This is a genomic window from Streptomyces kronopolitis (genome assembly GCF_050953795.1).
Taxonomy (GTDB): Bacteria; Actinomycetota; Actinomycetes; order Streptomycetales; family Streptomycetaceae; genus Streptomyces; species Streptomyces kronopolitis_A.
The window spans coordinates 7262841-7284847 of record NZ_CP191850.1 but is presented as its reverse complement, the minus strand read 5'-3'; the positions used below and the strand labels follow the sequence as shown (position 1 = coordinate 7284847).

Genomic DNA, 22007 nt, shown 5'->3' with positions numbered 1-22007 from the left:
TGTGATCCTCAGCGAGGACTATCTGCAGAACTTGTTGGACAAGACCCTGGCGCACATCCCGTCCGCCGCCAACTGCGCCGTGGTGCTGGAGGGTTCGATCGCCGAGGGCTTCGGCAACTCCTCGTCCGACATCGACTTCCTACTCGTCGCCGACAGCGACGCGGACCTGCCCACCATGCCGTCACTGTTGTTCCTGGACGGGCGACGGGTCGAGGTCAGGACCCGCTCCGTGCGGCAGATCGCCGAGCAGTTCTCCGGGCTCACATCGGTCGCGCACGGCGACGTGGGCACGATCCCGGAGGATCTGTTGAACCGCTGTCAGCGGCTGCTGCGCAGCTTCCCGCTGCGCCATCCGGACCTGGTGGCGAAGGTCAAGGGACTGATGTCCTTCGACGACTTCCGGAACACGGCGCGGGAGTGGTGGGCGCACCACGCGCGTCAGTCGCTGCGGTACGCGCTCGTCCTGCGGGAACTCGGCCAGGAAGAGGAGGCCGCGGCCTGGACCGAGGCCGGACTGCTGCAGGCCGTGAAGTCCTGGGCGGCGGAGCGGGGAGAGACCTACCTGGAGCCGAAGTGGCTGCCCATGCAGTTGGACCGGCTCGGTGAGGACCCGCTGTCCGCCCGCTTTCGGGCCCTCGCCTCGCTGGACGCCTCCGGTCTCGACCCCGCCGCGTACGTCACCGCCGGCGCCCTGCTCTCGGCAGACCTGGGGGTGGCGGGCGCCGCGAACGGGTCCGAGCACCTCACGGTGGCCAGGGCCGACGGGGTGACCACCTGGCAGACCGGCGACCGGGTGCACGTCGTACGCGGCAGGCAGGACGTGTTCGTGCTCGGTGACCAGGCCGCGCGGGCCTGGCGTTCACTCGTCTTCGGCCGGCCTCTGGGGACGGTGGTGAGCGCGGCGCAGGCGTCAGGAGCACCTCAGGCGGGCCGGCTGATCGCCCGGTTCCTCCGGGTCGGCCTGGTGAAGGCCGCGTGGAAGGGCGAGGGCCCGATCGTCCCCGCCATGCCGCTAGCCGCCCCTCCGGGTGCCGTCACACCGCCGCCCAGCACCGCGCGGCCCATCGTCGCCGTGGGCGGGGCGGCGGTCGGCGGGGCGGAGGCCATCGATCTCGTGCCCGTGCCGGCACGACGGTTCAGTGCCGCCGGCATGACCCTCGTGTGGTCCAACGTGCTCGTGGAGAACGCCCGCGAGGATCTCGTCGGCGCCCTGGACCGCGAGCAGTGGAGCGTCGCACAACTCAGCGCCCGCAGGATGCTGCGGTTCGCTCTGCGCGGGGTGCTCAGCGCGCACGGCGTCAACCCGCTGCCGCCGGACTCCGAGGTCGTCCGTGCGCTGTCCCTCCTTCCGGCGGACGCGCAGACCGAGGAGATGCGAGTGGAGGCCCGGTGCCTCGAAACGCTCACGCTCGCCTCCGACGCTCAGGGCAGCGCGGCGGTCGAGAGGCTGGACCGCTTCGTCGCACAGGTCCGCCGCGCGACGGGCGCGTACAGCTTCCCGTCCTCCTTCGACTCGTCGGACGGATGGCGGCAGACCCTGGAGCTCGGCTACGACTGGCTGCGCCTCGGCGCTCATCTCGACGCGGACCTGCCCATCGACGAGGCGAGCGATCTGCTGTCCAGCGGGGGCGCACAGCCGCATGTCGCCACCACCTGAGGCTGCTGGAGGATTCGTTGACGTCACCCACCCACCACCCACCGTCCCGACCGGGGACGAGGCACGAAGCCACCACGTGTACGAGAGAGAAGGCAGGTCGATGACGGACAGCCTGAGGATTCTGGTGACCGGTGCGGCCGGACTGGTCGGCGCGGAGGTCACCGCCCGGCTGGCGGCGGCCGGGCATCGGGTGACCGCTCTGGTCCACCGCAACCCGTCGCTCGTACGCAATGACGGCACCCCCCTGGAGACGAGCGCCGTCACCTGCCTGTCCGGCGATGTGACCGCGCCCCGGCTCGGCCTGCCCGAGGCCACGTACCAGGAGCTGGCCGCCGGCGGGCTCGATCGGATCGTGCACTGCGCCGCGATCACCGACTTCGGCCTGCCCGACGAGATCTACCAGACGGTCAACGTCGACGGCACCGCCCACGTCATCGAGCTGGCCCGGGCCGGCGCCATCCCGCTCGTGCACGTCGGGACCGCCTACGTCTGCGGCGAGCGCGACGGGTCGATTGCCGAGACGGAGCTGGACGAGGGCCAGCGGCTCGCCAACGCGTACGAGGACAGCAAGTTCCGGGCCGAGACCCTGGTGCACAAGGCCCAGCGCGACGGGGTTCGGGCCGCGATCGTCCGCCCCAGCATCGTCGTCGGCGACGAGCGCACCGGCGTGGTGCGCGACTACAAGAACATCTACGTCGTTCTCAAGCTGACCACCGAGGGCAGGGTCCGCTCCCTCCCCGGCCAGTACGAGGCGCGTCTCGATCTGGTGCCGGTGGACTATGTGGCGGACGTCATCACGGAGGTCACCCAGCGCTTCGACGAGGCGGCGGGCCGTACCTTCCACGCGGTGGGCGCACCAGTGACCCTGCGGGACTTCTCCGATGTGCTGGCCGAGTACCCCCCGTTCCAGGTGCCGCGGTTCGTCCCCGCGACGAGCTTCGACGTGGCGCGGCTGCCCCGGCGGGAGCGGTCCTACCACGAGCGCGTCATCACGCTGTACGAGAGCTACTTCCGGCGGCGGATGAGTTTCGACGACGCCCACACGGCGGCTTTCACCGCCCGCCGGGCACCCGGGAACGCGCAGGACTTCCTGCGCGTGCTGATCGACCACTGCCTGGAGAGCGGCTACTTGGGCAGCCCGCCGGCCGGCAGCGACACGAACGGAGCCGGCCGATGACAGCCGACACGACGACGACCGGCCGGCCCTTCGGCGACGACATCTCCCCGGCCCTCACCTGCGATCCGCGAAAGCGCTCCCTGTTCGGCTCGGACACCTACTTCCTGGAGAGCATCGAACAGCTCGGCACCCTCACCGCCGACGTCGACGGCTTTCTCCACCGGCACGCCGCGCTGCTGCTCAAGCCCGATGCCGTGGTCAGCAGGCAGATACCGACGACGATCGACTGGCTGGCCCGCGGCGGCTTCCGGATCGTGGCCGCGGAACGCACCCGGCTCACCCGGACCGCCGTGCGGGCGCTGTGGTACTTCCAGTGGAACCTGGCCACACCCGAGCGCCGCCGTCTCGCCGACATGTTCATGGACTCGTGCGACGCCGTGGTGCTCGTGGTGCGCCCCGAAGCCGACACGGCCGAGGCTCCGCCGGCGTCCGTCGTCATGACCGAACGGAAGGGCCCGACCGACCCGCAGGCCCGGATCCCCGGCCAGCTCCGATACGAGACCGGCCGCTACAGCTATCTGCTCAACCTCGTCCACACCCCGGACGAACCAGCCGATGTGGCAAGGGAGTTGGGAATCCACTTCGACCCGGCACTCCGGGAGCGGGTCTACACCTCCGCGCTGGCGGGCGACGACCGATCCGCCCGGGCGCGTGAGCTGGCCGAGCAGTTGCACGCCGAGGTGCCCGAGCGGGACCTCACCTTCCCACCGGCCGCGGAACGGCTCAAGCACGCCGTGCGGCAAGGTGAGGAATCCGTGGCTCCCGGCGCCCTGCGGGAGGAACTGCGCGAGGCCCGGATCGCCGCAGACGACAAGGACGGCTACCGGCGGCTGCTGGAAGCGGTCTGGCGGGCCGGGATTCCGCTCGACACCTGGGACGTGGTGATCGTCGGCACTCATGTCCTGCCGATGAAGCGCACGGGACTGGCCCCCGTACTCGACGGGGTCGGTGTGCTCGATTGGCAGCGCCACATGGCGCGGCTCTCGGCTCGGTAACACGGAGGGAGAAGCATGGACACGGTGGAATTCAGCCGCACGGTGCCACGGGAGCTCGTTCATCGCTTGAGCCTCACCGAGGTGTTCGTGACCGGCGTGCTCGCCCGGGACGAGGACACCTTCGACGTCGGGGCGCAGATCCCCCGCTCGCACGCCTTCTACCGGGACTCGGCGGCCTCCCGCCACGTCTACGACCCGATGGTCCTCGTGGAGGCGGCACGGCAGACACTCATCATGTTGGGTCACCATCTGTTCGAGATGCCGTTCGGCACGAAGTTCATCCTGCGGGACATCGCCCTGCACCACGCGGACCTCACCGCGCTCACCGTGCGCGAGGCACCCACCGAGGTGGTGCTGCGCTGCCGCGTCCTGCGCCGATTCCGCGGTCGCGAGGGCGTGCAGGGGGCACGGGTGGCCTACAGCGCGCTGGTCGACGGCCGCGTGGCGGCAACGCTGGAGTGCAACATGTCCTGGGTGACGCCCGCCCGGTGGCAGGCAATGCGCGAGGAGCGACGCGCCACGCTGGGGCTGCCCCTCCAGGCCGCCTTCGAGGCCCACGGTCCGCAGCAGCGGATACCGGAGGCACTGGTCGACCGCAAAGACGCCGCGAACGTGGTCATCTCCCCGCTCCAGCCCCCTCTCCCGCCGGACGGGGACGGCACGGGGAGCGCGCTGCTCGTCGTCGACACCGGCCACCCCGTGCTGTTCGACCACCCCCTGGACCATGTCCCCGGCATGCTGATCCTTGAGGCGTTCCGGCAGCTGAGCATCGCCACCGCGGTCGAAACCGGGGCGCTGCCGTCGGCGTCCGCCGTTTTCACGGGACTGCGGGCGCGCTTCACCGGCTTCGGCGAGCTGGATCTGCCGATCACCTGTGAGAGCGTCGGGGCGGCGGGCGACGGGAAGGATGCCGTGCTGCGCTGTGCGATGAAACAGGACGGACGCACCATCGCCGACGGCGAAATCCGCCTCACCGTCCCTCCGGGGAGGCGGGGTTGAGATGACCGCCACCCCTCACACCCTCGACATCGACGAACTGCTGACCCGCACGCCCACCGTACGCCGCAGGCTCGACCTGACGAGACCGGTCTCGCGGCCCCTCCTGACCCAGTGCCTCCAACTCGCCCTGCACGCGCCCAACGGAGGAAACCGGCAGGACTGGCGCTTCCTGGTGATCGACGATCCGGAGAAGAAGGCGGGGATCGCGCGCTACTACAAGGCCGCGTCGGACACCTATCTCACCGCCAATCCCCAGGTGGCGATGAGCGACAAGGCGGTGGCCGGCGTCCGGCACCTCGCCGATCATCTGCACGAGGTGCCCGCGCTCGTCCTGGCGTGCACCCGCGGACGGCTGCCCGAAGACGCCTCGCTCGCCCGGCAGTCCGGCTTCTTCGGAGCGGTCTATCCGGCGCTGTGGAGCTTTATGCTCGCGGCTCGCAGCCGTGGCCTGGGCACCGCGCTGACCACGGTCCACCTCGCCCACGAACGCGAAGTGGCGGCGCTGGTCGGCATCCCGGCCGACGAGTTCACCCAGGTCGCCCTGGTGGCCGTCGGCCATGTCACGGGCGGCGCCGGTTTCCGTCGCACGCCGCGGCGACCGCTCGACGACGTCCTGTCCTGGAACCGGTGGCGCAGTTGAGTGGGGCCGTGACCGCGTCCCGGGTGCCGGCCCGGCTGGGAAGCTTCGTCCTGCGGATGTTCCGCCCGCAGATCTACGTCACCTACGGCCTGTTGTGGACCCTGGCCCTGGAGGGCTCGGCCGCGGCGCTCTCCGGGGCTTCCTCGCACTGGGCTCCCTCCTGGTCGACCGTGATACGCGCGGTGAGCGTGGTGCTGGCCCTGCTGTTCGCCCGCATGGTCGATGAGCAGAAGGATCTGGACTACGACCGCCGGCACCACCCGGACCGGCCCCTGGTGACGGGCGCCATCACGGTGGCGGAGCTGCGCTGTGCCATGGCGCTGATCACCGTGCTCGTCGTCGTGCTGAACACGCTGGTCTCGGCCGTCTCCGTGCTGCTGATCCTGCTCGACCTCGGGTACATGCTGTTCCTGGTCGCGCTGGAGCGCCGGTCCCCGCGGATCGGTGAGGGCCTCCTCGTCAATCTCCTCGTCAGCTATCCGGTGCAGCTGGGGCTCTCGGTCTACCTCTATCTCTCGCTGCTGACCAGCGGCGCGATCGAAGGTGACTGGCGGGCCGTCCCCCTGCTGGCCATGTTCGCCTGCGCCTTCCTCCAGTTCGAGTTCGCGCGGAAGACCGAGTGGCGGCGGGATCCGCAGGCACGGCTGTACTCGGAGGTGCTCGGCCCGCGCGGCAGCGCGGCGGTCAGTCTCGCCCTCGCCGTGGGCGCGGTGGTACTCGGGCTCCTGCTGTTCGGGAGGGCAGGCCGGCTGCCGGCGTTGAGCATCGTCTTCCCCGCGCTCGGCGCCTGGCGCTTCCTGGTGCGCCGGAAACCCTCCGGGCTGATGCTCCCCGCGATGGGCTTTGTGCTCTTTTTCCTATCGCTGTGCTTCTTCGGGACCACAGCGATCGCCATGGGACGGTGAGAGAGGTGCGGACCGTGATCATCGACAAGGTGCGGATATTCGACGGAGAGCGGGTACTGGGCCGCGGCTCGGTCGAGTTCGCCGACGGCGTCATCACGCGGGTCACGACGGATCGCACCGCCGGGAGGACGTCGGCATCCGCCGAGGTCATGGACGGAACGGGGCTGACGCTGCTGCCGGGTCTGATCGACGCGCATACGCACGTGTTCGGTGCCGAGAGCAATCTCGAACTGGCGCTTGCCTTCGGGGTGACGACCGAACTGGACATGTTCATGGGTCCGCCGGACGCCACCCGGGCCCTGTGCACCATGGCCGGTGAGCGCCATGACCTCGCCGATCTGCGCAGTTCGGGGCTGCTGGCGAGCGCGCCCGGAGGGCACCCGGGCATCGCCATGCCCCTCCTGCCGACGGTCTCCGGACCTGCGCAGGCCGACGCGTTCGTCGCCGCCCGGCAGGCGGAGGGGGCGCACTTCATCAAGATCATGGTGGATGACGGCGCGCACCACGGGATGTCGCTGCCGGCTCTGGACCGGGCGACGGTGACGGCGCTCGCCGCGGCCGCGCGGCGGCGGGGACTGCTCACCGTGGCCCACGTGTCGGCACTGTGGTCCGCACGGATCGCCCTGGACAGCGGCGTCGACGTGCTGACGCACCTTCCGCCGGAAGCCGCGCTGGACCAGGCGTTCGTCAGCCGGACCGCAGCCGGGGAGCAAGTCGTCATCCCCACCCTGGTCATGCTGGAGATGTCCGCACCGCAGACGCCTCTCCCGGCGTGCCTGGGACGCTCGCTGGCGGACGATCCGCTGATCGCCGACCACCTCCCGGAACACGCCCGCACCGCGCTGGCGGAAGGCTGTGAAGGCCTCTGCATCGAGCGGGCATCCCCGGAACACCACTTCGGCCACGCCCTGTCGAGCGTGGCCGCCCTGCACCGGGCCGGCGTGCCCGTGCTGGCCGGAACCGACACCAATTACCGGCCGGACCGTGCCTGCCCGGTCGTCCACGGCGCGAGTCTGCACGCCGAGTTGGCCCTCCTCGTGGCCGCCGGACTGACGCCGGCCGAGGCGCTCACGGCAGCGACGTCCGCGCCCGCCGCGCACTTCGGTCTGTCCGACCGCGGGGTGATCGCACCGGGGCGGCGTGCCGACCTCGTCCTCGTCAAGGGGGACCCGACGAGGGACATCCGCCATACCCGATCGATCGAGGCGATCTGGCGGGGTGGCATCCGCTTCGACCGCGAGGCGTACGACACACGCGCCGCCACCCGAGCGGGTGCGTCATGACGGGGAACCACACGAAGCGGAGGACCACATGACCGACGGACACCACCGCCTGGCGGGGGTCAGCAGCACGGCCCTGGTCGTGGGCATGGCCCGCGCGGCCGAGAGCGAGCGCCGGGACCGGCTGTTCGAGGACTCCCTGGCCGCGCGTTTCCTCGACGCCGCGGGCGTCGACCAGCAGGCGATCTGGAGCGAGGGGCAGGGAAGTCAGTTCGCCGAGGCCATGGGTGACTACTTCGCCCTGCGTACCCGGTACTTCGACGACTACTTCACCCAGGCGTGCGCGGCGGGCATCCGCCAGGTGGTCGTGCTCGCGGCGGGCCTGGACACCCGCGCCTTCCGACTGGACTGGCCGGTCGGAGTACGCCTCTTCGAACTGGACCGGCCCGAGGTCCTCGCTTTCAAGGAAGAAGTCCTCCAGGGCGAGGTGCCACGCTGCGCACGTGAGGTGATCGCGGCGGATTTGCGGGAGGACTGGCCCACGCTGCTGGCCGGGCGCGGCTTCCGCGCGGACGAGCCGACGGCCTGGCTGGTCGAGGGGGTGCTGGTCTACCTGACCGAGCGCGACGCGGATCGCCTGCTCGGCCGGATCAGCGCGCTGTCGGCGCCGGGCAGCCATCTGTCGGTGGAGCATGTCACCCGGTCGATGGTGAACACGGACCAGGCCCAGGAGGCGGCAGCGGCCGCACCGGAAGGCGTCATGAACCTGCTGTCCTCCCTGTGGAAGAACGAGATGACACGCCCTGCGGGCGACTGGCTCGCGGACCACGGCTGGAGCGCCACGGAAGAACCGCTGACCGGCCTGGCGTCGCGCCACACCCGCCCGGTCCCCCCGGCCTTCGACCCCACCCTCCCCGGCGCCGGCCGGGTCGGCCTCCTGACCGCCGTCCGCTCTTCCTGAAGGACTCCCATGCCCCGTCACATCGTCGTCCTCAGCATCCCGGCCCATGGGCACATACGCCCCCTACTGGCGGTCACTGAGCAACTCGTCCGGCGAGGTCACCGCGTCAGCTTCCTCACCCCGGAAATCTTCGCGCCCGCGGTGCGGGCGACCGGCGCCACCGCGGTCCCCTACGAGAGCCTGCTGACGGAGATCCTGGGCCCCGGGCAGTGGCAGACCCTCTCGGCGGACCAGCTGGCCTGGTCGGCCGTGCTGTTCCTCCAAGAGAGCCTGAACCTGGTGACGCAGGCCCGGCGGCTCTTCGCCGACGACGTGCCCGACCTGGTGCTGTACGACATGATCGTCGCCCCCGCGGGACGGGCCCTGGAACAGCTCTGGGACCGCCCCGCGGTGCAGTCCACCCCCTCGATGGCGTCCAACGCCCACTACTCGCAGCTGCGCACCGTCCATGAGCAGAGCGGGGTGCCGCACGACCACCCGGCCGTCATCGAACTCGGCCACCGGGCCGAGCAGTTCGCGGACGACCTGGGCATCACCGCCACGCCGGAGTACCTGGTGGACTGGGGCGCCGACCGGAGCCTGGTCTACGTGCCCCGGGAGTTCCAGACGTCCGGGGAGACCTTCGGGAAAGAGACGGCATTCGTCGGCCCTTGCCTCTCCCCGGAGTACTCCCGGGGCACCTGGGAGCCGCCCCGGGACGGGCTGCCGCTCGTCCTGATCTCGATGGGCACCCTCTACAACAACCAGCCGGACTTCTTCGCCACCTGCGTCCGCGCCTTCGACGGCCGGCCCTGGCACGCCGTACTCACCCTCGGCAACCACATCGACCCCCACGAGCTGGGCCCGCTGCCGTCCAACGTCGAGGCCCATGCCTGGATTCCCCAGCTGGCGGCGCTGAGGCGGGCCGATGTCTTCGTCACCGCCGCGGGGATGGGCAGCCTGATGGAGTCGCTGTACACGGGCACGCCGTCGGTGCTGATCCCTCAGATGCCGGAGAGCTGGGTGGTCTCCGGCCGGGCGGTGGAACTGGGACTCGGCACGCTGCTGGATCCCGCGGAGGTCACGGAGGACACCCTGCTGAACGCCGTGCGCGAGACGGCCGCGGACGAGGCGCTGCGCGAACGGGTGCGGCACATGTCCGAGGCGGTGGAAGGGGCCGGCGGCGCCGCACGTGCCGCCCAGGCCCTGGAATCCTGGTGGTGACGAAGTCGCTGACATCGGCGAGGTTCTCGCTGAAGAAGTGACCGCCGGGGAACACGCGCCCCCTACCCGGGCGCTGGGCGACCTGGCCGGTGACCAGCGGCGCGGGCCGGCGCGCGGACCAGGTCCTCGGGGTCGCGGGCCGCGGCCCGTTGCTCGAAGGCGGTACGGACGGTGGACAGGGACACGGCGGATGTCGACCGGGTCGGGATCCGGGCGGGCGGCGCCTCCCAAGCAGGTGTACGTCCACCCGGACCCCGCGAACCTCCGCGTCGCCTCGGACCACCTCGCTTCTCTGCTGCGCTTCAGCGAGGACAAAGCAGCCTGATGAACAGGATGGCGTGACAAGTCTGTGGGAGATCAGCCCTCGGCGAACAGCTGAAAAACCTCTGACCTTGAACTTTTAGTTGATCACTAGGCATGCTTCCCTTCTCACAGGATGTACGTCCTGTACATTTTTTACAGAGAGGAGCAGGCATGCTGCCACCGACGGCCCGCTATGTCCTTCCGGAGCTCACCGAGCGCACCGCCCAGGGCACGCTCACGAGGGACCCCTACTCCAAGCTGCTCAGCGAACGCATCATCTTCCTGGGCACCCCGGTCGACGACGCCTCCGCCAACGACGTCATGGCCCAGCTCATCCATCTGGAGCACGCCGCACCCGAGCAGGACATCTCGCTCTACATCAACTCCCCCGGCGGCTCGTTCACCGCGATGACCGCCCTCTACGACACGATGCACTTCGTCTCGTGCGACGTGCAGACCGTCTGCCTGGGGCAGGCCGCCTCCGCCGCCGCGGTGCTGCTGGCCGCCGGTGCCCCCGGGAAACGGCTGGCGCTGCCCGGCGCCCGGATCCTGATCCATCAGCCGGCGCTCCACGAGCCCGTCCAGGGGCAGGCCACCGATCTGCAGATCCAGGCGGAGGAGTTGCTGCGCACCCGCGACATGCTGGAGGAGATGCTCGCGCGGCACACGGGTCAGACCCGTGCGCGGATCGCCGCCGACATCGAGCGCGACAAGATCTTCGACGCCCGCGCCGCCCAGGAGTACGGCCTGATCGACGGCCTCACCCGGGACCGCAAGCAATCGGCGCACCCGCCCACCGGGCGGTGAGCGCGGATGCCGCCCCCCGAACTCCCGCCGCTGCCCGCCCTCACCCGCGCCGAGGGTGAGCTGATCGACCGCTATCTGGAGGCGCTCGACCTGCTGGGCCGCATCAATCCGGCCCGTGGCGGTGGCACCTACAGCGGGCTGCGGGCCGCCCAGGCGCTCGTCGGCGTGGCCGCCGGGTTGCGGGACGCGCTGACACTGATGCACCGGCGCGGCGAGAGCGAGTTGCACCGCGACACGCTGACCCGCGCGCTGCGGGTGCTGGACGGCGAGCGCCGGGCCGGACTCGTGACGCTGCCGCCACCCGAGGAGATCTGACGCGACACGCGGTGGGGCTGCCCATACGGCGTAGCCAGGACTGCCGTTGTGCGGCGGTCACGAATTGCCCCGCTATTAGCAATTTCTCCGGTTTGGAATGTTTCGCTCCTGGTCCGGGGCGTGCGACACCCGGGACCCTGACACCTGGGGGAACAAAACCCACCATTCAGGCCAAATGTGACCCATCTCACATACGGCATTTTCAACTCGGAGTTTGGGCGGCGGGTGCGTGAGGATCCCTTCGACGACAAGACCCCGCCACAGCGACGGGGCGGTCCGGACGGGCGCCTAATCCCGCCGCCGTACCGGATGTCCGGTCGACGTTCTGGACCGGCGGGAGCGGAGGACCCGAGCAGGACGGGGTCCACGGCCTTCACGGGCCGGCGGACCCCTTGGGGTGAAGCCGTACGCACGGCCGGGCATTCTTCGCCTGCCCGAACCCGACAGGTCTTCCTTCGCAGGCGGCTGACGAAGGGTTTGCGCATGACTGTGCGCATGCATACGCCGGGTGTGCTGGCGCGCACCGGCACCGTCGCCGCGCTGACGCTGGTCACGCTCGGCGGAACGATGATCGCCCCGGGAGCGACCGGGGACGTGGAGGCCGCGTCGGTGTCCGCACACGCGCTGCGGGTCGCCGCCTCCAAGCGGGGCGCCCCCTACCGCTACGGCGCCCAGGGCCCGAACGCCTTCGACTGCTCCGGACTGACGCTGTACTCGTTCCTGCGCGCCGGCCGGGCCCTGCCCCGTACCGCCGCCGCGCAGTACGTCCGCACCCGGCACGTCCCGGCCGCGGCCCGCCGCCGTGGCGACCTGGTCTTCTTCCATTCGACCAGGGGCATTTACCACGTGGGGATCTACGCCGGGAACGGCCGGATGTGGCATGCCCCCAAGGCCGGGAGCACGGTGCGGCTGGAGCGGATCTGGAGCCACGGGGTCTGGTACGGGCGGGTGCGCTGAGCTGCACACCATTCTGACTACCCGTCAATTTCCTCCGGTCGAACGGCCGGAGGGGCGGGACGTGCCGCGACTCAGGCGAGCGCCACCTCGACCAGCAGGACGCCTCCCACCACCGTCAACAGCGCTCCGGTGGTGGCCTCCAGAGCACGGGCCACCCGCGGGCGGCGCAGCCAGGTACCCAGACGGTCGACGAGCAGAGCGACGACCGGGAACCACACCAGCGCCATCGCCACCACCAGCGCGGCCAGCAGCAGCGTGCGGGGCAGCGCGGGCTGCCCCGCCGGGACGAACTGCGGCAGCAGGCTGAGGAAGAGGACCGGGGCCTTCGGGTTGAGCGCGTTCGCCAGGAAGCCCTGGCGCAGGCTCCGCGCGGTGCCCGGCGGCGCGGCCGGACCGCCGCCACCGTCCGGTGTGCCGTCGGCGGCCGCGTTCGCGGGGGCCGCCGGACGGCGGAACACCGCGCTCAGCGCGCGGACCCCCAGGTACAACAAGTAGCCGCCGCCGAGCAGTTGGACCGCGCCGAACAGCGCGGGCACGGCGACCAGCACGGCCGCGAGCCCGGCCACCGCCAGTGCGGTGTGCACCAGCAGTCCGCCGGCGACCCCGACCGCGGTCGCCACCCCCGCGCGCCGCGAGTCGAGCGCGTTGCGCACCACGACCGCGAAGTCCGCGCCCGGCATCGTGACCATGCCCGCGGCGACTGCGGTGAATGCTGTCAGCTGTCCGTCCATGCCAGCAGCTTCGCTGGTCAGAGCCTTTAATGGGTAGTGGCAATGTTCTGGGAGGGCCTAAAGAGGTTCTTATGTACGACCCCACACGACTGGCCGCACTGGTGGCGGTGGCGGAGGCCGGCTCGATCACCCGGGCGGCCGCCCGACTGGGCTACACGGCGCCCGCGCTCTCCCAGCAGCTGGCCAAGCTGGAGCGGGAGGCGGGGGCGGCGCTGCTGGTGCGCCACCACCGCGGGACGCGGCTGACGGCGGCCGGGGAGCTGCTGCTCGTCCGGGCCCGGCGGGTGCTCGACGAGCTGGCGCAGGCGCGGCACGAGCTGTCCCGGCTGGCGGGGCTGTCCGGGGGCCGGCTGCGGGTCGGCACGTTCATGACCGCCGGTACGCATCTGCTGCCGCCCGTGCTCAGCGCCTTCCGCCGGGCGCACCCCGATGTGGAGCTGAGCGTGACGGAGTACGTGCCGCCGCAGGCCGCCGAGGCGGTGGCGGTGGGCGAGGTCGATCTGGCGCTGACGCACGTCTATGTGCCGGGCGAGGCGATGCCGCCGCCGGACGGGGTGCACCTCGAACCGCTGCTGACGGAGGAGCTGGTGCTGGTCACGGCGCCCGGCCATGCCCTGTCGGCGGGCGCCGGCCGGCTGCCGCTGGCCGAACTCGCCGGACAGCCGCTGGTGAGCATGGCGCCGGCCAACCCCAACCGGCGCGCGGTGGAGGCGGCGCTGGCGGCGGCCGGGGCGAGCGTCGCGGTGCGCTGCGAGTCACCGAGCTATGCGGTGGCGTGCGCGCTGGTGAGCGCGGGGCTGGGGGTGGCGGTGGTGCCGGAGATGGTGGCGGAGGGCGCGGTGACGCCGCTGGGGGTCCGCCGGCTGGACCCGCCCGAGCTGCGCCGCCGGATCGCGGTCGCCCACCGGCCGGACGCCGGCAGCCCGGCCGCGGACACCCTGCGGGCCCTGCTGCGCGGCGCCTTCGCCCGCCACTCCCCCGCGCCGTGACCACGGGCACGGCGGCGGACGAAGGTTCTTGACGGAGGGTCAGCCGACCGGGGCCGTGGCCAGGATCGTGCCGACCGCCGCTTCGATCTGATCATCCGTCAGGTCTGCCCGGGCGGTCAGGCGGATTCGGGAGATCCCGTCGGGCACCGACGGCGGCCGGAAGCAGCCGACGAGGAGTCCGGCCGCGCGGCAGTCGGCGGCCCAGCCGACCGCCGCCTCCGGCGAGGGGGCGCGGACCGAGACCACCGCGGCGTCCGGCCGCACCGCCGTCAGACCCGCCCCGGTGAGCCGGTCGTGCAGCGTGCGGGCGACCTGCCCGGCCCGGGCGGCGCGCTGCGGTTCACGGCCCAGCACCCGCAGCGCGGCGAGCGCCCCGCCGGCCGCCGCCGGGGCGAGACCGGTGTCGAAGATGAACGACCGGGCGGTGTTGACCAGGTGCTCGATGACCCGGGCCGGGCCGAGCACCGCACCGCCCTGGGCACCCAGCGACTTGGAGAGCGTCACGGTGGTGACCACATCGGCGTCGCCGGCCAGCCCGGCCGCCCACAATGCGCCGCGGCCGCCCTCGCCGAGGACGCCCAGTCCGTGCGCGTCGTCGACGAGCAGCGCGGCGCCCCGTGTCCGGCAGGCCTCGGCGAGGGCGGGGAGCGGGGCGGCGTCACCGTCGACCGAGAACACCGAGTCGGTGACCGCGAGGGCCCGGCCTTGGTGGCCGCCGAGCGCGGCGCGGACGGCCTCCGGGTCCGCGTGCGGGACGACTTCGGTGCGGGCCCGGGACAGCCGGCAGCCGTCGATGAGGGAGGCGTGGTTGCCCGCGTCCGACACGACCAGGGTGCCGGCGGCGGTGAGCGCGGTGACCGCGGCGAGATTGGCGGTGTAGCCGGACGAGAGCACCAGCGCGGCCTCGAAGCCGCAGAAGGCGGCGAGTTCCGACTCCAGCCGGGCGTGCAGCTCGGTGCTGCCGGTCACCAGCCGGGAGCCGGTCGCGCCCGCGCCCCAGCGGTGTGCGGCGGCGGCCGCGGCGCGGGTGACCTCGGGGTGCCGGGCGAGTCCGAGGTAGTCGTTGCCGGCGAGGTCGAGCAGCGGGTGGTCGGCCGGGCGGGGGCGCAGGGTGCGGACCAGTCCGGCGCGCCGGCGTGCGTCGCGGGCTTCGTCGATCCAGTCGAAGGCGGTGCCGGGTGCCGGACGGCGGGCCTCGGCGGGGGCTGCCGCCGGTGAGCTGTCGCGGGGCAGCGTGGGGGCGGAGTCCTGCGGCATCGGCGTCCTTCGTCCGTGGGCCTCGGTTGTGGGCTGTTGATAGACGTTAGCGGTCGTTCCGCAGGCACACGGTGTGGCGATACACACACCTCCATCCAGGGTCGTTGTGGGAATCCTCCTTGGCCGGGGGCGGTGCCGTAGGCCAGGATCAACGCCATGGACCTGCTGAACACACTGGTGGACAAGGGACTGCGGCGCGAGTTGCCGACCCGCGAAGAGGCGCTGGCCGTGCTGGCGACCTCCGATGACGAACTGCTCGATGTCGTGGCCGCGGCCGGAAAGGTGCGCCGCCAGTGGTTCGGGCGGCGGGTCAAACTCAACTATCTCGTCAACCTCAAGTCGGGTCTGTGCCCCGAGGACTGCTCGTACTGTTCGCAGCGGCTGGGGTCGAAGGCGGAGATCCTCAAGTACACCTGGCTCAAGCCGGACGACGCCTCCAAGGCGGCCGCCGCGGGTGTCGCCGGCGGGGCCAAGCGCGTCTGCCTGGTGGCCAGTGGCCGCGGTCCCACGGACAAGGACGTGGAGCGCGTCTCGAAGACCATCTCCACCATCAAGGAGCAGAACGAGGGCATCGAGGTGTGCGCCTGCCTCGGTCTGCTCTCCGAGGGTCAGGCCGGGCGGCTGCACGAGGCCGGCGCCGATGCGTACAACCACAACCTCAACACCTCGGAAGCCACGTACGGCGACATTTGCACCACGCACGACTACTCGGACCGTGTGTCCACCGTCCAGCAGGCCCAGGCAGCCGGAATGTCCGCCTGTTCCGGGCTGATCGCCGGTATGGGGGAGAGCGACGCGGACCTCGTCGATGTGGTCTTCGCCCTGCGCGACCTGGACCCCGACTCCGTCCCCGTGAACTTCCTGATCCCCTTCGAGGGCACCCCGCTCGCCAAGGAGTGGCACCTCACCCCGCAGCGTGCGCTGCGCATTCTGGCGATGGTGCGGTTCGTCTGCCCGGACATCGAGGTGCGGCTGGCCGGCGGCCGCGAGGTGCATCTGCGCAGCATGCAGCCGCTGGCGCTGCACCTGGTCAACTCCATCTTCCTCGGCGACTACCTGACCAGTGAGGGCCAGGCCGGCAAGGACGATCTGGCGATGATCGCGGACGCCGGGTTCGAGGTCGAGGGCACCGACACCACCACCCTGCCCGAGCACCGCCGCGCGGGCTGCGGCGGATCGGACGGCGCCGGATCCGCCTGCGCGGGCGCGGACGCGGCGCCCGCCGCGACCATCCCCGCGCCGCCCGAGGAGAGCCGCCGCGACCTGGTCTCGGTGCGCCGCCGGGGTGCCGGCACCGAGCTGCCGCCCAATGCCTGAGCCGCTCTCCCCCCGCGAACTGCTGGCCCTCGACCGGCAGCATGTGTGGCACCCGTACGGGCCGATGCCCGGCACCGCCGCACCGCTGCTGGTGGAGTCGGCCTCCGGGGTCCGGCTCCGGCTGGCCGAACCGGTCGAGGGCCGGGACGAGTTGGTGGACGGCATGTCGTCGTGGTGGTCGGCGGTGCACGGCTACCACCACCCGGTGCTCGACGAGGCCGCGCACGGCCAGCTGGAGCGGATGAGCCATGTGATGTTCGGCGGGCTCACCCACGAGCCCGCGGTGCGGCTGGCGAAGCGGCTGGTCGACATCACCCCGGAGCCGCTGGAGCACGTCTTCCTCGCCGACTCCGGTTCGGTGTCGGTCGAGGTCGCCGTGAAGATGTGCCTGCAGTACTGGCGCTCGCTCGGCAAGCCGCGCAAACAGCGGCTGTTGACCTGGCGGGGCGGCTACCACGGCGACACCTGGCAGCCGATGTCGGTGTGCGATCCGGACGGCGGGATGCACGAGCTGTGGCAGGGGGTGCTGCCGCGGCAGATCTTCGCGGACGCGCCGCCGGCCGGCTTCGACGCCGCACCGGACGAGGCGTACGCGGCGCGGCTGCGCGAGCTGATCGGCCGGCACGCCGAGGAGCTGGCGGCGGTGATCGTCGAGCCGGTGGTCCAGGGCGCGGGCGGGATGTCGTTCCACTCCCCCGGCTATCTGCGGGTGCTGCGGGAGGCCTGCGACGCACACGGCGTGCTGCTCATCTTCGATGAGATCGCGACCGGCTTCGGCCGCACGGGTTCGCTCTTCGCCGCCGGGCACGCCGGGGTCACGCCCGATGTGATGTGTCTCGGCAAGGCGCTGACCGGCGGCTATCTGACGCTGGCGGCGACGTTGTGCACGTCGGCCGTCGCGGACGGCATCTCCCGTGGCGCCCTGCCGGTGCTGGCGCACGGCCCGACCTTCATGGGCAACCCGCTCGCCGCGGCCGTCGCGGACGCCTCGATCGAGCTGCTGCTGTCCCAGGACTGGGCGCAGGAGGTCAAGCGGATCGAGACCGGGCTGCGGGAGGGTCTGGCGCCGGCCGCCGGCCACGCCGGGGTCCGCGAGGTGCGGGTGCTCGGCGCGATCGGTGTCGTGCAGCTGGACCACGAGGTGGACATGGCTGCCGCGACCCGGGCGGCGGTCCGCGAGGGCGTGTGGCTGCGCCCGTTCCGCGACCTGATCTACACCATGCCGCCGTACATCACCGGCGACGACGATCTGGCGCGCATCTGCGCCGCGGTGTGCGCGGCGGCCCGCGAGGGCTGACCCCGCGAGCGGCGGGGCGCGGCCGGGGTATCCGGCCGGCCCCGGCCGCCACGCCCCCGCCGGTGCGGTGCACACCGGCACCTCTCTCCTCAGATCTCCTCAGTTTTCCTCAGATTTCCCTCAGAACCATCCGGCCGTCCCCCGGGGACGGTCTTGCGCAGAGTCGGAGGCACACCATGTCAGTGCTGTTCGTGACGGGCACGGGCACGGAGATCGGCAAGACCGTGACCACCGCCGCGATCGCCGCGGCGGCGCTCGCCCGGGGTCGCTCGGTGGCCGTGCTCAAACCGGCCCAGACCGGTGTCACACCACACGAGACGGGTGACGCCGCGGAGGTCGAGCGGCTCGCCGGTCCGGTCACCACCCTGGAACTCGCCCGTTTCCCCGACCCGTTGGCGCCCGCGACGGCCGCGCTGCGGGCCGGTCTGCCGCCGGTGCTCCCCCAGGACATCGCCGAGGCCGCCGCGAAACTGGACGCCTCGCACGATCTGGTGCTGGTCGAGGGCGCGGGCGGGCTGCTGGTCCGCTTCGACGCGGACGGCCACACCCTCGCCGACGCCGCGCGGCTGGCGAAGGCCCCGGTGCTGGTGGTCGCCCAGGCGGGTCTGGGCACCCTGAACGCCACCGCGCTGACCGCGCTGGCGCTGCGCTCGTACGGTCTCGACTCCCCCGGCGTCGTCATCGGCAGCTGGCCGGCCGCGCCCGATCTGGCCGCGCGCTGCAATCTGGCCGACCTCCCGGAGGCCGCCGGCGCCCCACTGCTCGGCCTGGTCCCGGAGCGGTCCGGCGCCCTCGACCCGGACGCGTTCCGTGCCGCGGCGGCCGACTGGCTGGCACCGGAACTCGGCGGCTCGGACACGTTCCTGATCCCGGTGTGAGTCGCTGACGACCCGGGCGGTGGGCCGGGCGAGCACGGCGCCGCGGCCCCGTACGGATGTGCGCATCGCGGACCGGGTGACGCGCGGGGACTCCTTGGCCGCCCAGTGGGGAGACTGACGGCAGGAGCGGGCATCGCCGGCGAAGGGGACCGTCATGTTGCAGCGCAGAAGAGTGCCGCAGGGCACCGTCCACCACCCGGTGTTCGCCCGCTATTACGCGAGCTGCTGCGGTCCGGCGGCGGACGCGCGGGCGGGGGTGGCCGCGCTCCGCAGGGAGTTGCTGGCGGGCGCCACCGGCCGGGTCATCGAGGTCGGCGCCGGCACGGGGCTGAACTTCGCGCACTATCCGGGGACGGTCTCGGAAGTGGTGGCGATCGAGCCGGAGTCCACGCTGCGGGAGGTGGCCCGGTCGGCGGCGGCCCGAGCGGAGGTGCCGGTGGACCTGGTGCCGGGGGTGGCGGAGGCCCTGCCGGTCAAGAGCGAGGCGTTCGACACGGCGGTGGCCTCACTGGTGCTGTGTTCGGTGCACGAGGTGCCGCGGGCGCTGGCGGAACTGCTGCGGGTGCTGCGTCCTGGCGGTGAGCTGCGGTTCTTCGAGCACGGGCGGGCCGCGGGGCGGGGGCTGGCGATGGTGCAGCGAGCCCTGGACCGGACGGTCTGGCCGCTGCTGATGGGCGGCTGTCACACCGGCCGCGACCCGCTGGGCGAGGTGCGGACGGCCGGGTTCGAGGTGGTGCGGGTGCGCCGGCTGAAGGTGCCGGAGCGCGGGCCGACGCTGCCGACCTCGCCGGCGGTACTGGGCCTGGCGCGGCGGCCCGCGGCCTGAAGGGACGGAACGGGCCGGGCCGACGCCGGAACGGCCGCGGGCCTCAGACGGTCCAGGTGCGCAGTGCGTCCGCGATGGCGCAGACGTCGGCCGTGCCGTCCTTGACGAGGCGGGCGAGGTCGCGGACCTGCTCCGGGGAGGTGGCGATCTTCAGCCCGCTGGCGACGAGATAGCCGTAGGCGACCGCGGTCGCGAACATCGCGTTCGAGCCCTCCAACGCCGGTACCCGGAGCAGGAGGTGGAGCAGGGACGCGGCGCGTTCCTGGGGGTCGGCGTAGACGGGCACGCCGAGTATCTCGGCCTCGTGGCGGGAGACGGCGGCCACCAGGGCGCCCCAGTCGGTGACCTGGGGGTCTCCGGGGGTGTGCTGTTCGGCGATCAGAAGGAGCCAGGCGAGATCGATCCGCAGTGTCACGTCGTGCCCGGCTGTCCTTCGTGCGGAGTGGGCGCCGCGTCCGGCGCCTCGCGTCGTTCCCGGTCGAATTCCTCGGCGAAGACCCGCTCGTACTGCTTCATGAAGTCGGAGGCCGCCTCGACGAAGGTCTGGCCGATCTCGCCGGCGTCCTTCAGGACGAGGTCCTCGATGTAGCGGTTCATGCTCACCCCCCGCTGCAGAGCGCGCTCCCGCGCCGCTTCGGCAGTGGCCTCGTCCACCCGGACGTTCAGCTGTGTCTTCGCCACGCTTCCAAGCTAGCGCGCGGATGCTAGCAGCGGCAAGCATCGGCGGTGACGGCGGCGGACCCCGACGCGGGGTACCGCGTCGGGTGCCGTGCGCGGCACGATCCGGACGGCGCACGGCACCCCGCGGCCGGCCGCTACTTGTAGCCGAAGTCCTGGGTCCAGTACGCCCGGAGCTTGCCGCCCAGGGCGACACCTATGCCGGTGGCCTTGGAGTGGCAGGAGAGGATGTTGGCCCGGTGGCCGGGGCTGTGCATCCAGGCGTCGAAGGCACCCTGGGGCGTGGTCGGCCAGGCGTCGATGTTCTCCGCCGAGGCGTCGTCGTAGCCCTGCGCCTCCATGCGCTCCTTGGGGTCCTTGCCGTTGGGGGCGGTGTGCGCGTAGAAGCCGTGGGCGGCCATGTCCTGGCTGTGCAGACGGGCCGCCTTGTCCAGGCGGGGGTCGCGATGCAGGGGCGCGCAACCGTGCTCGGTCCGCGCCTTGTTGACCAGCCGGTTGATCTCCGCCTCGTAGCGCGCGACCTTGCCACCGGCCTGCGCGGAAGCCGTCGGCGCGGCGGACGGGGTGGCCGGAGGGGACGGCCGGGCGCCCGGCCCGGCCGTGGGCGCGCCGGTGTGCGCGGCCGGCGGAAAGGCCTCGTCGGCCTTCGCGTGGTCCTGGGAGTTGAACACCGTCAGCGAACCGGCGACGACGCCCACCGAGGCCACCAGGCCGATCGGGATGATCCTGGCCCTGCGCCGGTGATTGCCGCGCGCCTCGCGCTGCGACGAAGAGAATTTCACGTTCAACTAAATCGTCTCCATGGGGGGATAACCGGAAGGGAAAGGGTGCAGCAAAGACACCCACGCGCCTCGCACAGGCAGGCCGGTGCACCGAACTTCCCTTTCCGAGAACTGGATTACGGTAACAAAACATTCAGCCAATCGATCATCGGCGGACGCGACAGCGGGAATTGCCCGGCGTGGCCGCAATAAGCAACATGCCCGCTTTCGCCAACCTTTGAAAGCATGATCCGCACGCCACTCGGATCGAGTTTGCGAAGCTGGAATCCCAACTGCGCTTTACTTCAGGCGGGTTGAGCACAGAGGTCGAGCGCATCCCCGGCTTGCTGGAAACGTCGTCAACAAGAGGGCCGAAAAAACGCCCCCGCACGCGCACCGAAAGCGAATATCCACGACCCGATGCCCCCTTTCCGGGGAAATGCGCGAGGGACTCGCCGCGTTTCCGTTCCGCGTCAGGAAAAGGGATTGCCGGTCCAGCCACAGAGAATGTACGGGCAGCCCGGCGACGGGCTCGGCACGGAAACCAGGGCGCGGGCCAAGACCCCGGCCGGACGCCACCCAGGGCCCGCGGCGCCCACATCACGGAAAGGCTTCGACACCGCACTTCCCCCGGTGATGGGATCCGATCATGAATGATCTTCACGTCCGGGCCGGGACGCCGGCCGACCTCGATGCCGTACTCGCCTTCTGGAAGGACGCCGCGGAGGGCACCAGCATCAGCGATGACACCGACGGCGTGGCACGGCTGGTGACCCGCGATCCCGCGGCGCTGCTGCTGGCCGAACAGGACGGCGCCCTGGTGGGCACCGTGATCGCCGGGTTCGACGGCTGGCGCTGTCATCTCTACCGGCTGGCCGTGCATCCCCGGCACCGTCGGCGGGGCATCGGCGGCGCGCTGCTGGCGGCCGCCGAGGAGCGGTTCCGCACGCTGGGCGGGCGGCGCGGCGACGCGATGGTGCTGGACCGCAACGAGCCGGCGCACCATGCCTGGCGGGCGGCGGGGTACGCCCCCGAGCCGCAGTGGAGCCGCTGGGTCAAGCACCTCGACGGCTGAGCGCACCCCTCGGCGCGAGCGGGGATTGTCCGGGGTGCGGACGGCCCCGCTCGCGGCTT

At 71.9% G+C, this 22007-nt stretch carries 24 protein-coding genes and 1 riboswitch; of the genes, 19 read left to right on the top strand and 5 right to left on the bottom strand.

Annotated elements, in window-relative coordinates; genetic code table 11:
* Position 1 precedes the first annotated feature (1 nt).
* The 13 genes from ACQP17_RS32210 (at position 2) to ACQP17_RS32150 (ending at position 12139) form a co-directional block, all read left to right on the top strand.
* Entirely contained in the window at positions 2-1657 is a 1656-nt protein-coding gene (locus ACQP17_RS32210; protein WP_433859458.1) for a hypothetical protein, read from the top strand.
* A 100-nt stretch (positions 1658-1757) separates the two neighbouring features.
* Positions 1758-2834 (top strand): SDR family NAD(P)-dependent oxidoreductase, encoded by a 1077-nt coding sequence (locus tag ACQP17_RS32205; RefSeq protein ID WP_433859457.1) that lies wholly within the window; start codon positions 1758-1760, stop codon positions 2832-2834.
* Complete coding sequence (locus ACQP17_RS32200; RefSeq protein WP_433859456.1) at positions 2831-3829, top strand: nucleoside-diphosphate kinase; 999 nt, start codon at positions 2831-2833, stop codon at positions 3827-3829. Before ACQP17_RS32205 ends, ACQP17_RS32200 begins: the two co-directional genes overlap by 4 nt.
* A 15-nt stretch (positions 3830-3844) precedes the next feature.
* Complete coding sequence (locus tag ACQP17_RS32195) at positions 3845-4828, top strand: ScbA/BarX family gamma-butyrolactone biosynthesis protein (RefSeq protein ID WP_433859455.1); 984 nt, start codon at positions 3845-3847, stop codon at positions 4826-4828.
* Position 4829: 1 nt separating this feature from the next.
* A complete protein-coding gene (locus tag ACQP17_RS32190; RefSeq protein ID WP_433859454.1) occupies positions 4830-5468 on the top strand; it encodes a nitroreductase family protein in 639 nt (212 codons plus the stop codon).
* Positions 5456-6373 (top strand): UbiA family prenyltransferase, encoded by a 918-nt coding sequence (locus ACQP17_RS32185; RefSeq protein ID WP_433859453.1) that lies wholly within the window; start codon positions 5456-5458, stop codon positions 6371-6373. Before ACQP17_RS32190 ends, ACQP17_RS32185 begins: the two co-directional genes overlap by 13 nt.
* 14 nt (positions 6374-6387) lie before the next feature.
* Positions 6388-7656: an amidohydrolase family protein gene (locus ACQP17_RS32180; protein WP_433859452.1), complete on the top strand. Its 1269-nt coding sequence runs from the start codon at positions 6388-6390 to the stop codon at positions 7654-7656.
* Between the two features lie 28 nt (positions 7657-7684).
* Positions 7685-8554: an SAM-dependent methyltransferase gene (locus ACQP17_RS32175; protein WP_433859451.1), complete on the top strand. Its 870-nt coding sequence runs from the start codon at positions 7685-7687 to the stop codon at positions 8552-8554.
* Positions 8555-8563: 9 nt separating this feature from the next.
* The gene (locus tag ACQP17_RS32170) at positions 8564-9757 is read left to right on the top strand and encodes a macrolide family glycosyltransferase (RefSeq protein ID WP_433859450.1); all 1194 of its coding nucleotides are present in this window, start codon (positions 8564-8566) and stop codon (positions 9755-9757) included.
* 190 nt (positions 9758-9947) lie between these two features.
* Positions 9948-10082 carry a hypothetical protein gene (locus ACQP17_RS32165; RefSeq protein WP_433859449.1) on the top strand — a complete coding sequence of 45 codons (135 nt, stop codon included), beginning with the start codon at positions 9948-9950 and terminating at the stop codon, positions 10080-10082.
* Between the two features lie 149 nt (positions 10083-10231).
* Positions 10232-10867: an ATP-dependent Clp protease proteolytic subunit gene (locus ACQP17_RS32160; RefSeq protein WP_433859448.1), complete on the top strand. Its 636-nt coding sequence runs from the start codon at positions 10232-10234 to the stop codon at positions 10865-10867.
* Between the two features lie 6 nt (positions 10868-10873).
* The gene (locus ACQP17_RS32155; RefSeq protein WP_433859447.1) at positions 10874-11182 is read left to right on the top strand and encodes a hypothetical protein; all 309 of its coding nucleotides are present in this window, start codon (positions 10874-10876) and stop codon (positions 11180-11182) included.
* Positions 11183-11490: 308 nt separating this feature from the next.
* A riboswitch (cyclic di-AMP (ydaO/yuaA leader) is annotated at positions 11491-11661 on the top strand.
* 4 nt (positions 11662-11665) lie between these two features.
* A complete protein-coding gene (locus ACQP17_RS32150) occupies positions 11666-12139 on the top strand; it encodes a C40 family peptidase (protein ID WP_189096137.1) in 474 nt (157 codons plus the stop codon).
* A 71-nt stretch (positions 12140-12210) separates the two neighbouring features.
* Here ACQP17_RS32150 and ACQP17_RS32145 read toward each other — a convergent pair whose 3' ends face one another.
* Complete coding sequence (locus ACQP17_RS32145) at positions 12211-12870, bottom strand: LysE family translocator (protein WP_433859446.1); 660 nt, start codon at positions 12868-12870, stop codon at positions 12211-12213.
* A 71-nt stretch (positions 12871-12941) separates the two neighbouring features.
* On the opposite strand from ACQP17_RS32145, the gene ACQP17_RS32140 reads away from it, so the two are divergent.
* Positions 12942-13859 (top strand): LysR family transcriptional regulator, encoded by a 918-nt coding sequence (locus tag ACQP17_RS32140; RefSeq protein ID WP_433859445.1) that lies wholly within the window; start codon positions 12942-12944, stop codon positions 13857-13859.
* 39 nt (positions 13860-13898) lie between these two features.
* On the opposite strand, the gene ACQP17_RS32135 is transcribed toward ACQP17_RS32140, so the two are convergent.
* Positions 13899-15116, bottom strand: coding sequence for an 8-amino-7-oxononanoate synthase (locus tag ACQP17_RS32135; RefSeq protein ID WP_433859444.1), 1218 nt, complete (start codon positions 15114-15116; stop codon positions 13899-13901).
* Between the two features lie 156 nt (positions 15117-15272).
* Here ACQP17_RS32135 and bioB point away from each other — a divergent pair, with 156 nt between their 5' ends.
* From bioB to ACQP17_RS32115, 4 genes are all read left to right on the top strand, one after another.
* Positions 15273-16433 carry a biotin synthase BioB gene (gene bioB / locus ACQP17_RS32130; RefSeq protein ID WP_433859443.1) on the top strand — a complete coding sequence of 387 codons (1161 nt, stop codon included), beginning with the start codon at positions 15273-15275 and terminating at the stop codon, positions 16431-16433.
* A complete protein-coding gene (locus ACQP17_RS32125; protein WP_433859442.1) occupies positions 16426-17730 on the top strand; it encodes an adenosylmethionine--8-amino-7-oxononanoate transaminase in 1305 nt (434 codons plus the stop codon). Before bioB ends, ACQP17_RS32125 begins: the two co-directional genes overlap by 8 nt.
* A gap of 128 nt (positions 17731-17858) precedes the next feature.
* Positions 17859-18608, top strand: coding sequence for a dethiobiotin synthase (bioD, locus tag ACQP17_RS32120; protein WP_433860065.1), 750 nt, complete (start codon positions 17859-17861; stop codon positions 18606-18608).
* 154 nt (positions 18609-18762) lie between these two features.
* On the top strand, positions 18763-19434 hold the full coding sequence (locus ACQP17_RS32115) for a class I SAM-dependent methyltransferase (protein WP_433859441.1): 672 nt from the start codon (positions 18763-18765) through the stop codon (positions 19432-19434).
* 43 nt (positions 19435-19477) lie between these two features.
* On the opposite strand, the gene ACQP17_RS32110 is transcribed toward ACQP17_RS32115, so the two are convergent.
* The 3 genes from ACQP17_RS32110 to ACQP17_RS32100 all read right to left on the bottom strand — a co-directional run bounded on the left by ACQP17_RS32110 (position 19478) and on the right by ACQP17_RS32100 (position 20894).
* Positions 19478-19849: a fic family toxin-antitoxin system, toxin component gene (locus ACQP17_RS32110; protein WP_433859440.1), complete on the bottom strand. Its 372-nt coding sequence runs from the start codon at positions 19847-19849 to the stop codon at positions 19478-19480.
* Entirely contained in the window at positions 19846-20115 is a 270-nt protein-coding gene (locus ACQP17_RS32105) for a hypothetical protein (RefSeq protein ID WP_433859439.1), read from the bottom strand. Before ACQP17_RS32105 ends, ACQP17_RS32110 begins: the two co-directional genes overlap by 4 nt.
* A gap of 134 nt (positions 20116-20249) precedes the next feature.
* Positions 20250-20894: a CAP domain-containing protein gene (locus ACQP17_RS32100; RefSeq protein ID WP_433859438.1), complete on the bottom strand. Its 645-nt coding sequence runs from the start codon at positions 20892-20894 to the stop codon at positions 20250-20252.
* Between the two features lie 628 nt (positions 20895-21522).
* On the opposite strand from ACQP17_RS32100, the gene ACQP17_RS32095 reads away from it, so the two are divergent.
* Entirely contained in the window at positions 21523-21948 is a 426-nt protein-coding gene (locus ACQP17_RS32095; protein WP_433859437.1) for a GNAT family N-acetyltransferase, read from the top strand.
* Positions 21949-22007 lie beyond the last annotated feature (59 nt).